Source organism: Parageobacillus caldoxylosilyticus NBRC 107762 (assembly GCF_000632715.1).
GTDB lineage: Bacteria > Bacillota > Bacilli > Bacillales > Anoxybacillaceae > Saccharococcus > Saccharococcus caldoxylosilyticus.
On sequence record NZ_BAWO01000019.1, the window covers coordinates 1 to 15,798 of the forward strand.

Sequence of the window (15,798 nt, forward strand, 5' to 3'; positions counted from 1 at the left end):
ACGGGTATTAACATTATATTATCTAGTTATCTATACCACTATATGTTTTCTTCATAAAGAAAAGAGGCTGTTCTTTTACCATTTTTGATTATGTTTCCGCTCATCCAAACTGGCGGCTCGTTTCCTTGCTCTGTCATGATGGTAATCGACTGAACGAAAATCGCATGCAAGATGGCCTCCCCTACAATGGTCGGCGTTGGCGCAAACGGCCCGCGGACGTTCGGATGTGCTAATCGAGCATCTCTTTTTACTGCCTAATTGCCGATAACAAAGTCAACACACTCCAATAAATGTTTTTTGCTTGGATGAAGTGGTGTCATTGCCTTCGCACAGGCTATTTTTGCCGCCTAAAAAACTGCCCTCGCTTAACGCAAGGGCATATTAGTTTTCATGTGGCCGTTTGGCAAATAAAACGTAAACGTCGTGCCTTCATGAAGCTTGCTATGAACGGAAATCACCCCTTTATGCGCCTCAACGATGTTTTTCGCGATCGCAAGGCCTAATCCTGTTCCCGAACGGCCGCGCGTACGCGCCTTATCCGCTTTGTAGAAGCGTTCAAACACAAACGGCAAATCTTCTTCTGGGATGCCGGAGCCGGAATCCCGCACATGAATCGTGACGCCGTCTCCGCTGCGTTCGACGATGATTTTGACCATTCCGTTTCGGTCGGTATGGCGAATCGCATTATCAATTAAATTCGTCAGCACTTGCTCGATTCGATCCGGGTCGATCGTGATGTCGATATCCCCGTCTTTAAACTCGGCCGACAAATCAATATGCTTTTCTCTCGCCAAACCTTGAAATTTGCGGATAATCCGACCGATATAAGGTACAAGCTGAACATTTTCATAGTTTAGCGTAATATGTCCCGCTTCCATGCGGGCCAAATCTAATAAGTCATTGACAAGGCGGCCCATGCGCAGCGACTCGTCGTAAATCACTTTCGCCATCTCTTTCTTTTCTTCATCGGTGGCGGCAATATCGTCGATAATCGCTTCACTATAGCCTTGAAGCATGGCGATCGGCGTGCGCAGTTCGTGGGAAACGTTGGCGATGAAGTCTTTGCGCAACTTGTCTAAACGGCGCTCCTCCGTCATATCGCGAAGCACTGCCACCGCACCGCGCACGGTTGTTTTGCCGTAGAGCGGGGTCATTAAAATGACCCACGTCCGCCCTTGGATCGTCAATTCGATCGACTGCTCTTTTTCCTCGCGGACAACACGGACAAACAGTTCTTTTACTTGCGGCGGCAGCGGCGCAATTGTTTCGGAGCCGTTTCCTTGCTCGAAATACCACGCTTGCAAAAACCGCTCCGCCGGCGGGTTTGTAATCAATATTTCGCCGTCGCGGTTAAAGGTGATGACCCCGTCAGCCATGCTGCTTAAAATGCTTGCCAACTGCTCTTTTTCCTGATTTAGGGCATTGATATTAAACTGCAGCCGTCTTCCCATCTGGTTGAACGCCATTGCCAGTTCACCGATTTCATCGTGCGTCAAAATCGGCACTTTTGTATCAAACTTGCCGCGCGCCACTTCAAACGCCGCCTGCCGCATTTTTCGCAGCGGCGCGGTAATGCGGGTGGACAAGAAAAAAGCAAAAAAGGTTGTTAACACAATCGCGATAAATGCGGCAAGAAAAATTAACTTTTTCGTTTGCTCTGTCGTATCTTCAATTGCCCGCAATGATTGGTAAATAAATACCGCGCCCTGTTTTCCATCTGCCACCTCAAACGGCACGCCAACAATAATAACATCACTATATTGACTTTTACCAGTTTGTACGTTTGGCAAATATGTTTTCTTTTTTACGCTTTTTCCTTCCGTCCATACTTTTCGCAAATCTTTATCTTGCTTAATTAATGATAACGGCAAATCGCGCAATTCATCGTTCGTTGGCGAATACCAGTAATGTGATGAATCAACGATAATAACAGCTTTGGACATATTACCGACAAGCGTCCAGGCAATGGAACGAGCCAGTTTTTCATCTTCGTAATCATGCATCACTTCCGACACTTTCGTCGCCAGCCGCGTTAGCTCCTTTTCTGCTTCCTGTACATAATAGTTTTCAAAAAACTTTAAAAGGAGAATCGTTAGAATGAACAATACACACGACACCAGTAAGAGAATGGTAAACCATAATTTTCCGACAACACTGCGAAACAGCCACATCAGTCGTTCACTACCTCAAATTTATAACCGACTCCCCACACCGTAACAATCATTTTTGCCGCGGTCGGGGATACCTTATTTAATTTTTCCCGCAATCGTTTAATATGGGTATCAACGGTGCGTAAATCGCCGAAAAATTCATAATGCCATACTTCTTTTAACAGCTGCTCGCGGTCAAATACTTTATCCGGCGACTTTGCTAAAAACAGAAGCAGCTCGTATTCTTTCGGCGTTAAATTCACTTCTTTTCCATCAGCAGTGACACGGTGGGCGTCGTTATCAATCGTTAAATGCGGAAACACAAGCACATCTTTTGCCGTCGTATCTGTAAGAACGTACGCGGTATTGGCCGCGCGCCGCAACAGCGCTTTCACGCGCAATACGACCTCGCGCGGACTAAATGGCTTTACAATATAATCATCTGTTCCCGCTTCAAACCCTTGAACGCGGTTCGATTCTTCTCCCTTTGCCGTCAGCATAATAATTGGTGTTGCTTTCTTTTCGCGGATTTCTTTACAAACCTCGATGCCGTCCCTCCCCGGCAGCATCAAGTCAAGCAAAATGACGTCGTAGTCATTTTCGAGCGCTTTCGTTAGCGCATCATCCCCGTTGTCCGCCTCATCAATGACATAATTTTCCCGCTCTAAATACATTTTCAACAAGCGGCGAATTCGTTCTTCATCGTCTACCACCAAAATCTTCACTTGTTTATCCATAGAACATCCTCCCTAGTTCACTATTGTACAAAAAATCCCCCATATATATTTTACTGTAAAAAAGGATGCCCACGCCAATATTGGGGCATCCTTTCATAAAGCAAATCGTCCTCCCCATTATGTTCCAGCATAAGAATGCAGCCCCGCGATCACTAAATTCACTGCTACGAGGTTAAACATAATGATCGCAAAACCAATCACGGCAAGCCATGCCGATTTTTCGCCATGCCAGCCTTTTGATAAACGAAGATGCAAAAATGCGGCGTAAAACAGCCATGTAATGAGTGCCCATACTTCTTTCGGGTCCCAGCCCCAAAAACGCGTCCAGGCAATTTGCGCCCAAATCATCGCGAAAATAAGCGCCCCGAGTGTGAATACTGGAAAGCCGATCGCCACCGCGCGATAGCTGATTTCATCCGTTAAATCTAAATTGACGTTTTTCACGAGCGGCTGCAACGCCGCGGCAATGCGCTTCCGCAGCACGAGGCGGAATAGTACGTATAACACGATTCCCCCAATCAACGACCAAATGACTGTATTTAATTTTTTCGCATTGATAATTGCCGGCATATAAACAAGCGGCTCGAAACGGCCAGCGCTTTCTTTTGTCAATTTTCCTTCGTGCGGGCCGACTAATGCAGGCATATCGTAAACGACTTCCGCCTGTTGTTTGTTTTTATCAATCCACGTAAATTTTGCTTCATAATCCGCAAGGCCAAATGACGTGGATACAAGCACAAAGCCAAGCGTTGTGATCAAACAGAACATCACCACTTCGAGCCAGAACGTGCGCTTGCTTGGCTTCGATTGGTCGACGACACGGATTAAATAAATGAGGCCGGCAACAAAACTAACGGCCAAAATTGCTTCCCCCGTCGCCGCTGTTGTGACATGGATCTGCAGCCAATCGCTTTGCAGCGCAGGGATAAGCGGCGTAATCTCGCGCGGAAACATGCTGGCATAAGCAATCACCAATAACGCGACTGGCAGTGCGAATAAGCCGAGAATGCTTATTTTATAAATAAAATAAATAATGATAAAGGCGGCGACAAGCATCATTCCGAAAAAGGTGGTAAACTCAAACAAATTGCTGACCGGAGCATGTCCCGCTGCAATCCACCGTGTAATAAAGTAGCCTAATTGAGAAAGAAAACCGATAATCGCCGTGGTAATTCCAAGTTGTGACCAGCGATTTTTTCCCGTTCGTTCTTTTCTTTTATCGCGAATCGCGCCGCCGAAAAAAAACGTCCCGATTAAGTAAAGAATAAAAGCAATATATAGTAACGTGCTACTGAGCTGCGCCATGCGCTTGCCCTCCTTGTCCCGCGTTTTTCTCCCGATCCGCCTGATCCACCGGCATCGCTAATCCGGTTCCATCAAGGATGCGGCGAATTTCATTTTTTAAACCGAACCAGTTTTTATTCGTATGCGCGGCAAGCCATACTTCGCCATTGATGCGCTGCACCCATATGCGGCGGTGGTTCCAGTACATGCCTTGGATGAGGCCAATCATGAAAACAGCGCCGCCCAATCCCAAAATCCAAAGCGTAAAATCACGGCGCACTGTAAGGCCAGATACGTTCCGCGTTTCCAATCCAGCAAACGCCATTTTATACTTGTTGTTTCCAAACGGTTCAATCGTTTGCTGAATCGCTACAAAACTCACTTCCCCTTTTGGCTTGTCCGGGGCAAACATTTTAAACACAAACGCCGGATTGTTTGGAATTTTCGACTTCGTCGCTGGATTTCCGTCTTCATCGAAATAAAAATCAGGAAAATAGCTTAATAGTTCGACGCGGTAACCGTGACCAAGGTTATAGGAAGCTTCTGGATTGTGCAAATTAATATCAACCGTGCCAAACGTTTTTCCCGACGTTTTATCCATTAACTGAAACGCCATTTTATATGGCTCATTTTGTTTAAAATCGACTTGATATAGTGCATAATGGTCATATTTTAATGGTTCATTGACGCGAATCTTATACTCTTTGATTTTTTTCAGCTTCGGCTCTTCGCCGGCAATCACCGGCCCGATGCGTTTGTAAAGCACGACGTTCGTTTGGTAGTTTTTCGCCACCATACCGTTGCCGACCCGGTCGATGGCCGCGTTGAACACTTCATTGTCTTTTCCTTTTTGGTATGTTTCAAAAATAAATTTTTCGCTCTTTAAAAAGTATTTCCCATGGGTTCCCGGGATTTCCTTCGTTTCCCCCTCGCGAATCCACATCACTTCATCAACATACATCCCAGGGACAAAACGAAGCATCGCTCCGATTAAAAAAATAATTAATCCGATATGGTTGACATACGGCCCCCAGCGGGAAAAACGGCCTTTTTCCGCTAAAATATTGCCATTCTCTTCACGAATATGATAACGGCGCTCCGCCAAATTCTCTTTTACCCGCTTTAGCACGCCGTCCATATCGGCAACTTGCGAAACGCTAAACAACCGCTGCCGCCGCAAGAAGTTTGGATGTCGAGTAACCCCCTGCTGTTTTAAAGCACGATAAAGCGGAATGACGCGGTCTAAACTGCAAATGACGAGCGATACGCCGATCGACGCGATTAAAAGCATGTACCACCATGAACCGTACAAATTATTAAAACCAAGCTGATAATATAACTTTCCTAGCCAGCCGTATTGGTCCGCGTAATATTCAGCGGGACTGACATTTGGCGGAAGATACATTTCCTGCGGAAAAATCGTTCCGATCGCCGAAGCGATGAGCGTAATGACAATAAGCGTCACTCCGACCTTCACCGAAGAGAAAAACGCCCAAATTTTATCGATAATGGTCTTATTGTACGTTTGGGAACGGCGCGCGCTTCCTTCATAGCGCATATCCAACAGTTGCTTTTTCGTTTCCGAGTGTTCTTCGAGCGGCTTTCCGCACGATTCGCAAAAAGCAGTCCCATGCGGATTAACATGGCCGCATTCGCATTTTACATGTTCCATTTGGCAAAACTCCTTACGGTTTAATGCTTTCCATATACTGCTTTACCATTTCTTCTGTCATCGTTCCAGTAATAATCTTTTTCACCTTGCCGTTTTTGTCAATCAAAAACGTAGCCGGCAATTGATTGACATCATAGGCGTTCATCACTTGATCTTCGCGGTCGATCATAATCGGAAACGTCAGGCCAAAACGATCGGCAAATTTTTGCACGCTCAGTTTCGTCTCGCCGACATTGACTGCGAGCACTTCAACCCCTTCGTTTTTATAGGTGCCATATTGCGCGTTAATGTACGGCATTTCTTTCTCACATGGCTTGCACCACGTTCCCCAGAAGTTTAAAAATACGCCTTTGCCGCGATAGTCAGACAGACGGTGTTCTTTTCCGTTTAAATCGGTCAAAACAAAATCAGGTGCCGTCGAACCGACGGTGACACGCGCCTTTTCCGTAAAAAAGTTCGCGTAAATCGTATATCCCACCGCCGCCAATAACAGTAATAAAATCACCGTTCTCATGATAAGCCGCTGCTGTTTTTTCATCTTTCAAACCCCTTGAAATCGTAATATCCCATTTTTCATTATAACAGTGTTGTTTACCATCCTAACCGTCATTGTATGAACGTTATGTGACAATGTTTTACTTTCCGCCGCCTGATAACGCGAGCGCGCGCAACTGTTTTACTTCATGCGGCGTCAGTTCGCGGTAATCCCCGGGATTCAGCCCCTTTAGATCAAGAAACGCGTAACGTTCCCTCTTCAATTTCATCACTTTGCAGCCGATCGCTTCAAACATGCGGCGCACTTGACGGTTCCGCCCTTCATGAATGCGGATTTCAATAATCGCTGTCTGCTTTTGTTTATTGATAGAAAGCATTTTTACTTTCGCCGGCGCCGTCATGCCATCTTCCAGCATAATCCCTTTTTCAAGCTGTTTTAATTGCTCCCGCGTCGGAATTCCCTTCACTTTTGCGATATATACTTTCTCGATTTCATAGCGCGGATGCATTAATAAATTGGCAAAATCGCCATCGTTCGTCAGCAAAAGAATTCCCGACGTATCGTAATCAAGACGTCCAATCGGATAAATACGTTTATCAACATCTTTGAAAAAATCGGTCACCACTTTGCGGCCTTTGTCGTCTTTCACGCTCGAAATTACTCCACGCGGTTTATAAAGAAGATAATATACCGGCTCCTCCCGTTCAACCGGTATTCCGTCTACTTCGACTTTATCTTGCGGGCCTACTTTCACGCCAAGTTCGGTAACGACTTTCCCATTTACTTTTACTTTCCCTTGCAGGATAAGTTGTTCAGCCTTCCGCCTTGATGCGATTCCTGCATGGGCAATCACTTTTTGCAAGCGTTCCATCGCTGTTTCACCTCTTTCATCATCTTACTCTTTCCGTAAAAAAGATACAAGCGTGCCCTCTCATTATTTTTATCATACTCGCTTTTTTTCGACAAATACAAAAGCTATACCGACAGAAAAACAGCAAAAGCAAAAAGCCGCCTCAATAAAGGCGGCCTATTTGCCAAAGACAAGCAAAACAATAAAGAAGGAAACAATAAAACTGAGAATATCAGCTAAAATTCCGACTTTCAGCGCATCTCCCATCTTTTTAATCCCAACAGCTCCGAAATATACCGTTAGCACATACAGCGTTGTTTCCGTGCTTCCCTGGATCGTGGAAGCCAATCGTCCGATAAACGAATCCGGGCCATAGGTAGCAATTAAATCGGTTGTCATTCCAAGCGCGGCGGTGCCGGAAATGGTGCGAATCATCGCCAGCGGCACCACTTCAGCCGGAAGACCGAGCGCATCGGCAAGCGGCTTAATCCCGTTCATCATATAATCAAGCGCGCCGGACGCTCGGAAAATGGAAATGGACACCAGCATGCCGACTAAATACGGAATAAGCGAAAACGCAATCTGTATTCCTTCTTTTCCACCTTCGACAAACGCTTCATAAGTCGGCACTTTTTTTATTGTTCCATATAAAAGGATAAATGCGATCGTTACCGGAATAAGCCAAGTAGAAATAATTTGAATAAACGTCATTACCTCTTCCCGCCCTTCCGCGTGCGCTTCCAGTAATAATAACGATCAATCAGCACGGCCCCGATGGTTGAAATCGTCGAAGCGACAAGCGTCGTGCCGATGATTTCTCCCGGCGATGCCGAGCCGTATGTCATGCGGATCGAAATGACTGTGGCCGGAATCAAGGTAATACTTGAAGTATTAATCGCCAAAAACGTCACCATCGAGCGGCTTGCTACATCTTTATGGCCATTGAGCTTTTTTAATTCTTCCATCGCCTTAATTCCCATTGGAGTGGCGGCGTTGCCAAGCCCAAACATATTGGCAATCATGTTGGAGACGATATAGCCGAGCGCGGGATGGTTGGGCGGCACTTCCGGAAAAAGGCGGCGGACGAGCGGCTTGCAAAAACGCGAGAGCCTCTCAAGTAGCCCTGCTTCTTCTGCGATTCTCATCAAGCCAAGCCAAAACACCAGGATACTGATCATGCCGATAGCGATCGTGACTGCTTCTTTCGCGCTTTTAAAAATTGCTTCGTTCACTTCATTCATCGTGCCATGAAACATCGCAAACACAATTCCGATTATAGCCATCGCTACCCAAATAAGATTAACCATCGCTTCCCACACCTAAAAAATGAAATACGTTCCAAATGGAATGATCTGTTTCCTTGCTCATGCTTTTTTTATACAAAAGCGGAACTTCATCAACTGCTTTATCTCCTAAGTAAAGCACTGCTTTCCCAACGATGGTTGGGATGCTGCTTTCGTCTTTTTTCCACTCCTTTTGTGGACGCAAAAGATAAACTTTTACATGCAGTTCTTTTATTTCTTCTTCCATCACAGGATATCGTAGGTCACGGCTTGCTTGTATGTTTTTTCGGTAAAAGGAATCTCGAACCTTTTTCACCATTCGCTTTCGATTTACTTTTGCCATCATATAATGGTTAAAACCATATTCATACATGGCGATGTGGTCGTTCCAATCATCCGGTGCATCCAATGTTACCGCAATTAAATCCATACCGCCTTTGGAAGCGGTAGTCACAAGCGTTCGCTTTGCCCGTTTTGTATAGCCGGTTTTTCCTCCCGTACAATACTCATACAAACTGGTGAGCAGCTTATTTTTATTCCTCCATACCCGATCCCAATCTTCTCCGGGAGCAGCAGGAGCCCGGTATACTTCTGTTCCGGAAATCTTGCGAAACTCCTTATTTTTCATCGCATATTGCATAAGGAGCGCCATGTCATAGGCAGTGGAATAGTGATTTTCCGAATCATCTAATCCGTGCGGATTGGCAAAATGGGTATTGCGCATACCAATTTCTGCCGCTTTTTGGTTCATTAAAAAAACAAATCCTTCGACACTGCCCCCAACATGTTCGGCAATCGCTACCGCTGCGTCATTTCCCGAACGAAGCATCAGCCCATAGACAAGATGGCGAAGCTTTATTTTTTCTCCTTCCTTTAAATAAATCGACGACCCTTCTGTATGGACAGCGCGGGCGCTTACCGTTACCGTGTCATTCATTTTTCCTGATTCAATCGCTAAAATCGCCGTCATAATTTTTGTAATGCTGGCAATGCGCCGCTTCGTATGGGCGTCTTTTTCAAACAACACGCGTCCCGAACGCTGTTCCATCAAAATCGCGCTTTGCGCACTTATTCCGTTCATTTCCTTTTCTTGGCCTATTGCCTTTGCTCGATCCGGAATACATGAAAAAAGCACCATCATCGCTGCGATGAACAGTACAATTTGTTTCCGTATCTTCATGTAATCCCCATCCCTTTTGCTGTTTTGTACAAGTTTATGCGCAAAACAAATAGATATGAATGTAAAATGTACAAGTTCACTAACGTAAGCGTCATTGTTAGTATACACTCGGCTTGTTAACGAACGAAATCGCTTGTCGGTGATACTAACACAAAAAAAGACGAAGGAGCTACTCCCTCGTCAAAACGGTTTCCAGCGCAGCTTTCGTGCCTGCTCAAACCGTTCTTCCACATCACGCCAATTGACGACGTTCCACCAGCTCTTAATATATGCAGCACGGTCATTTTTATATTGTAAATAATAAGCATGTTCCCAAACGTCCAGCACCAACAGCGGGATCGTATCCCATTGCGTCATGAATTGATGCTTTTCCGTCTGTAAAATTTCCAAACGGTGCGACCGCGGCGACCAAACGAGCAGCGCCCAGCCGACTCCTTCGACGTTCTTTGCCGCCTCGGTAAAATGACGCTTAAATCTTTCAAAACTGCCAAAATCACGTTTTATTTGTTCTAGCAACTCACCGCGCGGTTCCCCGCCGCCTTCTGGATGCATATTATTCCAAAAAATCGTGTGCAAATAATGGCCAGAACCGTGAAACGCCGCTTCCCGCTCCCAGTGCTTCAACAGTTCATAGTCATTCGTTTCGCGCGCTTTTTTCATCATTTTTTCCGCTTTATTTAAGCCGTCCACATAGCTTTGATGATGCTTTGTATGATGCAGCTGCATAATTTCTCTGGAAATATGCGGCTCAAGCGCATCGTAGCCGTATGGTAGCGGCGGGAGGACATGCTTGCCTGCTGCCACATATGTTTCTTGTCTTTCTTCTGCCTCGCTTTCTTCCTGGCCGATGGCTGTTTGTTGTCTTTCTTCTATCCCGCTTTCTTCCTGTCTGATAGCCGTTTGTTGCCTTTCTTCTATCCTGCTTTCCTCCTGTCCGATGGCCGACTGTCCATTTTGCTGAAGCGCCAGCGCTTTTTCATATACTTCGTCCACCATGCGCTGAAGTTCATAAATGGCGTCTTCCACCCATTCGCCGCCATGATTTTCAATGTAGGAAAGCAAGGAATCAACGCGGCAATCGTCGCTGCCCTCTCCCCGTTGCAGCAAAATTTGTTCCACTTGTTTTCCCCATTCTTTTACTTCCGCCACATATTGTTGAAATAGTTCTTGTTCGTTCATCTCGAAACCCTCCTTTTTTTATCACCCATATCGTATGCCAACAACCTAAAACTCGTTCTTGTCCGCATTCACCCATTTCCTTTACGTTCATACATATAAAATCGAGGTGAGGAACAAATGAACAAAACATTGGAACAAGAAGCATTATGGGAAATGCGCTTTTGGATGCAAATTCTTGGCGACCATTGTCGATTTATTCTTGAATCTTTAGCAGAAAAAGAAAAGGCGGAAATCGATCAAGCGAAACGATTCATGCATGTATTTGATGAACTGTTAGAAGAAGCGCGCCGGCCGCCAGCAGAATCTTGGACTGCGCTTATTCAGCGCGGAAAAGAGGCGGGTGAACAGCTGCGGGCATTTAAACTTCATTTGTTGAAACGACTTTTGACAGAAAAAATCAGCTTTTCCCTTCCTCCCACTTTCGTCAACCATATGGTAAATGAATTAGAAGAATGGCTGCGGCTTGCCGGCTATTACGCGCAAGGAAAGCGTCCGCCTAGCGTCCATCCGCTTCATCATGATTTGTTATGGCTGCTTGACGCTGCTGGTCATGCCGATGCGATCCATGACCGCCTTGACCATGCGGAAAAAAATTTGAAACGACAGAGCCATGTATTTGCAAAAGAATGGGAAGAGCTTTACTTAAAAGCGATCGAAATGGCCGGGTATTTACGGGCCCATATTTATCAGTTTCCAGCACTGCATCGCTTCCATCACGACATTGAATTGGAAATGGTTATTTTTCAGTGCTTTTTACGTGAATTGGAAGAAATGGAGCTGAACAAAGAAGTGCTTGGCGTCCTGACGCCGCTGATGGCGGACCATATGGCAAGGGAAGAATGTTATTATTTGCAAAAATTAGCGGAAACGACGGCGGAAGTAAAGCCGCCTGTCTGCGATCCAACGAAACCACGGGTGGAATAACGAAAAGAAAAAGCTGCCCCGCCTATGGGGACAGCTTGCCTATTTGGATTGAATCGCCTTCGTGCGATAGTCTGTTTCATAAAATTCCAGCTCTTCGCGAATCGTCTGAAATTCGCTTTCCAGCGACAGCAGCAGCTTCTTGAACGAAGTAGGAGGAGTTTGGCGAAATTTCAGCGAGTTGCGCCCCGTGTATGCAGAACGGCTGTCTTCATACCAGGCATCGCTTTTCGGCGTAAAATATTCCGCGACACATAAATGATAAACGCGATACAGCGTCTTTTCCGCCGCCGTTTTGCGAAACGGCTCTTCACTCAATACGATGCGGCACGCCTCAAGCCCCTCTTCACAATAGACAACAAGGCGGCGCAAATTGGAAAGCAGCAATTGATAATATGCTTTATCTCCATCTCTTTGTTCTTCCAATAGTTTGGACAGCGTCGTCTCGTTTAAATAATCGGTAAGCGTCTGCACCGTGTTTTGCAAAAAAGCTTCAACTTGTTTCGTTTGCTGGAAAACGATTGAGTTTGCCATACAGAAAAACCCCCGTTGCTTAGTTTAAGATGGCTGACGGACAAAAAGGAGCGGCGACGATAATGAATATTGCCCTTTTGTCTCCAGCTCCGTAAATAGTTCCGGCAGTTTCGTAAAGTCCATGTGCGCAAAATAGCGACGGAATTCTTCTTCCTCATTGATATATACGCGTTTGCGGTGGCGGAAGCTCGGGTTTTGCAATAAGCAGACAAAGGCAACAATGTCGCGGAAATAAACGTCACGCCCCGGAACAGCAAAAATCGGATCGCCCTCATATGGCGTATACGCGGAAATGGATTGCTCAAAATAACGCAAATATAAGACATGAAGCGTCTTTTCCACTCCGTCTTCACGAAACGTTACTTCTGAACGGTTGAAATAATCCTCAAACGTATTCGATTGCGATTTTTCCAGTTCATGCCCTTGCAAGCGGCAAATTTGCATAAAACGACCCCCTTATTCACATCCGAAACGATATGCCCCCTTTACTCTTATCTTATCATACTCACGTTGACTCGTTAAAATTTTCTTCAAATTTTTCAAAAAATAAATCCGCTTCCTTCTCCATTTCGCCGTCCGCCTGTAATTCCGGAAGCGGGGGCAGTTCCTCTAACGTTTTGAGCCCAAAGTAGTCCAAAAATTCTTTTGTCGTGCCATATAAAATCGGGCGTCCTGTTCCTTCCGCACGCCCGACTTCTTTGATCAGCGCTCTCGCCATTAACGTTTGGATCGGCTTGTCGCTTTTCACCCCGCGGATTTCTTCGATTTCCGCCCTGGTGATCGGCTGGCGGTACGCAATAATTGCCAGCGTTTCGAGCGCCGCTTGCGACAATGAAGTAGAGCTAGGCGATTCGACAAGCTTTTTTAAATAAGGGGCATGTTCTTTTTTCGTCGCCAGCTGAAACACCCCCGCCAACTCCACAAGCTGAATGCCGCGCTGCCCGCGTTCATACTCTTCTTTTAAAGCAGAAATAATCTCTTTCGCCTGCTCCTCTTTGATTTCTAATACGGAAGCGATTTGCTGAAGGGACAGCCCCTCGTCGCCGGCCGCAAACAACAGCCCCTCGACAATCGCTTTATATTCGCTCATCTCCATGTTATTCCATCCTTTCATTGCTAGAGATGAAAATGTCGGCAAAATTCCGTTCTTGTTCAATAATGATTGCGTTTTTTTTCATCAGCTCTAAAATCGCTAAAAACGTGACGACAATATATCCACGGTCATAATACGGAAATAAATCATAAAAATTTTTGCGCGTTTTCGTGCGCTTTAGCTCTTGTAAAATTTCTTCCATGCGCTTTTCAATGGAAATGTCTTGCCGGGCGATTTTTGTCCGCAGCGGCTTTTGCAATTTTTTACGACGCAACAGCTTGGAGAGCGCGCCAAGCATGTCGTACACATTGACTTGAAGCGGCCGCTGCATCAGTTCCTTTTCGTCCGCGTATATGCTTAAATCACTCGGCGGCTTCGTAAATAAAAGCGCCCGTTCTTCTTCCTTCTTTTTTAACTCCTGCGCCGCTTCTTTATATTTTTTATATTCTAACAGCCGCTGCATCAGTTCTTCACGCGGGTCGCTTTCCGGCAGCTCCATTCCTTCGTCCAATATTTCTTCCTCATGTTTCGGCAGCAGCATTTTGCTTTTGATCGCCAACAGCGTTGCTGCCATCACTAAATATTCACTGGCGATATCCAACTGCAATTCTTGCATCGTATGAATATACTCCATATACTGCTCGGTAATTTGCGCGACTGGAATATCATAAATATCAATTTCATAGCGATTAATTAAATGCAGTAAAAGGTCAAGCGGACCTTCAAACGCATCAATTTTCACGTTATATTGCACGTTCATCCCACCATTTTATGACACTATCGATAAGTATAGACGATAATCTGGCATTGTCCAAGCAATTTTTTACGACTAATATGATACAATGGATACCATATGGATACAACAAATGGATACAACAATAGGAAAGGTCGTGAAGTCATGTATCCCTGAAGCCTATATCCGTTATTTAGTTCATTTTCATACCGACCGCGATTATTTCGAGTGTCATGAAATATTAGAAGAACATTGGAAAAAAGATGGTTACAAAAAAGTATGGGTGGTGCTTATTCAAATTGCCGTCGCGCTGTACCATCATCGTCGCGGCAACAATCAAGGGGCGCTGCGCATGATGCAAAAAGCGCGATCGCTTTTAGAAAAAGAAGAGCGAGCCATCCATGGACTGGGTCTGGATGAACAGCTGCTTGCCGAACAGCTCGAACGCTATATAGAACGGATTATGCAAAATAAAGGATATGAAAGCATCGAACTGCCAATTCGCGATGAAACATTGCGGAAAATATGTCAAACGATATGTGAAAAACAGGGGCTTACTTGGGGACAAGCAAGCGACTTAAACAATGTTTATTTAATGCACAAGCATAAATTGCGCGACCGCACGGAAGTGATCGCGGCTCGAGAAAGAAAAAGAAAGAACAAAGAGCTGCCGGACCGTTAAGCGGCAGCTCTTTTGCATTGGTGTTAACACTCGCATTTATCGAAAAAGGACGAGGTAAATTCATTTCCCTGCAATCGATGGTTTGGATACATATCTTTTAGAGCTTTGACCATTTGCTTTCCAATCCCCTGATGGCGGTGCGAAGGGTTGACGCTGATATGCTGGATTTCGACAACGTCTGGATCGCGCAGCAGTACTCCGATAATGCCGACAATGTCATCGTCTTCTTTCCATAAAAACAGTTGCCAGTCGTCGTTTGTTTCATACTGTTTGATCGTTTGCTGCAGCTTTTTTAGATCTTTTTCTGTCGGCATGAACGACAGAAGCCCCATGGCAATCTTTTCATAGTTTTTCCGATAACGAATCAGCATAAAAAATCCCTCATTATCGACAAAGACTTTTCCAAAACAGAAAAGTTTTTGTCATTTTTCTCATTACGTATTATAAACGTTCTTAATGATATTGTGAACTATTTCGCGCATTTTTAACACAACTTATGCAAGCGTCCGCAGCAAGTTCGCCATTTCAATGGCGCTTACTGCTGCTTCCCAGCCTTTGTTTCCTGCTTTCGTGCCAGCCCGTTCAATCGCTTGTTCAATCGTATCAGTCGTTAACACGCCAAATATAACCGGTGTTCCGGTCGATAGCGCTGCGTGCGAAACTCCTTTTGCCACTTCATTGCATACGTAATCGTAATGGCTTGTCGCGCCGCGGATGACAGCTCCAAGCGCAATCACCGCATCATATTGCTTCGATTCTGCTAATTTTTTCGCCAACAGCGGAATTTCAAACGCCCCCGGCACCCATGCGACCGTCACCTCGTCTTCGTTGACCCCGTGCCGCTTCAGGCCATCAAGCGCTCCAGACAACAATTTGCTTGTAATAAATTCATTAAAGCGGGAAACGACGATCGCGATTTTCAATCCTGTGCCAACTAAATTGCCTTCCATTACTCTCATTGCTAGCCCTGGTTACTAAAATCTGTAAAAATCGACCCCTCGCGA

18 protein-coding genes are annotated in these 15,798 nt (G+C 45.4%); 2 read left to right on the top strand and 16 right to left on the bottom strand.

The genetic code is table 11. The features are described 5' to 3' along the window. Positions 1–365: 365 nt before the first annotated feature. From GCA01S_RS06570 to GCA01S_RS06615, 10 genes are all read right to left on the bottom strand, one after another. Positions 366–2,171, bottom strand: a complete 1,806-nt coding sequence (locus GCA01S_RS06570; RefSeq protein WP_042408386.1) for an ATP-binding protein — start codon at positions 2,169–2,171, stop codon at positions 366–368. Beyond that, positions 2,171–2,887, bottom strand: coding sequence for a response regulator transcription factor (locus tag GCA01S_RS06575; RefSeq protein WP_017435312.1), 717 nt, complete (start codon positions 2,885–2,887; stop codon positions 2,171–2,173). Before GCA01S_RS06575 ends, GCA01S_RS06570 begins: the two co-directional genes overlap by 1 nt. 117 nt (positions 2,888–3,004) lie before the next feature. Beyond that, complete coding sequence (gene ccsB, locus GCA01S_RS06580; RefSeq protein WP_017435311.1) at positions 3,005–4,192, bottom strand: c-type cytochrome biogenesis protein CcsB; 1,188 nt, start codon at positions 4,190–4,192, stop codon at positions 3,005–3,007. After that, complete coding sequence (locus tag GCA01S_RS06585) at positions 4,176–5,843, bottom strand: cytochrome c biogenesis protein ResB (RefSeq protein WP_042408390.1); 1,668 nt, start codon at positions 5,841–5,843, stop codon at positions 4,176–4,178. The genes ccsB and GCA01S_RS06585 overlap by 17 nt, the downstream gene beginning before the upstream one ends. A 13-nt stretch (positions 5,844–5,856) precedes the next feature. After that, the gene (resA, locus tag GCA01S_RS06590; RefSeq protein WP_042408394.1) at positions 5,857–6,381 is read right to left on the bottom strand and encodes a thiol-disulfide oxidoreductase ResA; all 525 of its coding nucleotides are present in this window, start codon (positions 6,379–6,381) and stop codon (positions 5,857–5,859) included. 97 nt (positions 6,382–6,478) lie between these two features. After that, a complete protein-coding gene (gene rluB, locus GCA01S_RS06595) occupies positions 6,479–7,210 on the bottom strand; it encodes a 23S rRNA pseudouridine(2605) synthase RluB (protein ID WP_042408397.1) in 732 nt (243 codons plus the stop codon). A 156-nt stretch (positions 7,211–7,366) separates the two neighbouring features. Further along, on the bottom strand, positions 7,367–7,900 hold the full coding sequence (locus GCA01S_RS06600) for a spore maturation protein (protein ID WP_042408399.1): 534 nt from the start codon (positions 7,898–7,900) through the stop codon (positions 7,367–7,369). Beyond that, positions 7,900–8,496 carry a nucleoside recognition domain-containing protein gene (locus tag GCA01S_RS06605; RefSeq protein WP_042408401.1) on the bottom strand — a complete coding sequence of 199 codons (597 nt, stop codon included), beginning with the start codon at positions 8,494–8,496 and terminating at the stop codon, positions 7,900–7,902. The genes GCA01S_RS06600 and GCA01S_RS06605 overlap by 1 nt, the downstream gene beginning before the upstream one ends. Continuing rightward, positions 8,489–9,652, bottom strand: coding sequence for a D-alanyl-D-alanine carboxypeptidase family protein (locus GCA01S_RS06610; protein ID WP_042408404.1), 1,164 nt, complete (start codon positions 9,650–9,652; stop codon positions 8,489–8,491). The genes GCA01S_RS06605 and GCA01S_RS06610 overlap by 8 nt, the downstream gene beginning before the upstream one ends. Before the next feature lie 180 nt (positions 9,653–9,832). Then, positions 9,833–10,831: a superoxide dismutase gene (locus tag GCA01S_RS06615; protein ID WP_042408406.1), complete on the bottom strand. Its 999-nt coding sequence runs from the start codon at positions 10,829–10,831 to the stop codon at positions 9,833–9,835. A 117-nt stretch (positions 10,832–10,948) separates the two neighbouring features. Here GCA01S_RS06615 and GCA01S_RS06620 point away from each other — a divergent pair, with 117 nt between their 5' ends. Continuing rightward, positions 10,949–11,755: a DUF2935 domain-containing protein gene (locus tag GCA01S_RS06620; protein WP_042408408.1), complete on the top strand. Its 807-nt coding sequence runs from the start codon at positions 10,949–10,951 to the stop codon at positions 11,753–11,755. A gap of 39 nt (positions 11,756–11,794) precedes the next feature. Here the strand turns inward: GCA01S_RS06620 and GCA01S_RS06625 are convergent, their stop codons facing one another. From GCA01S_RS06625 to GCA01S_RS06640, 4 genes are all read right to left on the bottom strand, one after another. Then, positions 11,795–12,286 carry a YpuI family protein gene (locus GCA01S_RS06625; protein WP_042408411.1) on the bottom strand — a complete coding sequence of 164 codons (492 nt, stop codon included), beginning with the start codon at positions 12,284–12,286 and terminating at the stop codon, positions 11,795–11,797. A gap of 24 nt (positions 12,287–12,310) precedes the next feature. Then, complete coding sequence (locus GCA01S_RS06630; protein ID WP_042408413.1) at positions 12,311–12,730, bottom strand: hypothetical protein; 420 nt, start codon at positions 12,728–12,730, stop codon at positions 12,311–12,313. Positions 12,731–12,791: 61 nt separating this feature from the next. After that, positions 12,792–13,382 (bottom strand): SMC-Scp complex subunit ScpB, encoded by a 591-nt coding sequence (gene scpB, locus GCA01S_RS06635; protein WP_017435301.1) that lies wholly within the window; start codon positions 13,380–13,382, stop codon positions 12,792–12,794. A gap of 1 nt (position 13,383) precedes the next feature. After that, the gene (locus GCA01S_RS06640) at positions 13,384–14,139 is read right to left on the bottom strand and encodes a segregation/condensation protein A (protein WP_026078473.1); all 756 of its coding nucleotides are present in this window, start codon (positions 14,137–14,139) and stop codon (positions 13,384–13,386) included. 106 nt (positions 14,140–14,245) lie between these two features. On the opposite strand from GCA01S_RS06640, the gene GCA01S_RS06645 reads away from it, so the two are divergent. After that, positions 14,246–14,794, top strand: coding sequence for a DUF309 domain-containing protein (locus GCA01S_RS06645; RefSeq protein ID WP_042408415.1), 549 nt, complete (start codon positions 14,246–14,248; stop codon positions 14,792–14,794). Positions 14,795–14,817: 23 nt separating this feature from the next. Here the strand turns inward: GCA01S_RS06645 and GCA01S_RS06650 are convergent, their stop codons facing one another. Continuing rightward, a complete protein-coding gene (locus tag GCA01S_RS06650; RefSeq protein WP_042408418.1) occupies positions 14,818–15,165 on the bottom strand; it encodes a GNAT family N-acetyltransferase in 348 nt (115 codons plus the stop codon). A 123-nt stretch (positions 15,166–15,288) separates the two neighbouring features. Further along, positions 15,289–15,753: a 6,7-dimethyl-8-ribityllumazine synthase gene (ribH, locus tag GCA01S_RS06655; RefSeq protein ID WP_042408421.1), complete on the bottom strand. Its 465-nt coding sequence runs from the start codon at positions 15,751–15,753 to the stop codon at positions 15,289–15,291. Positions 15,754–15,798: the final 45 nt, after the last annotated feature.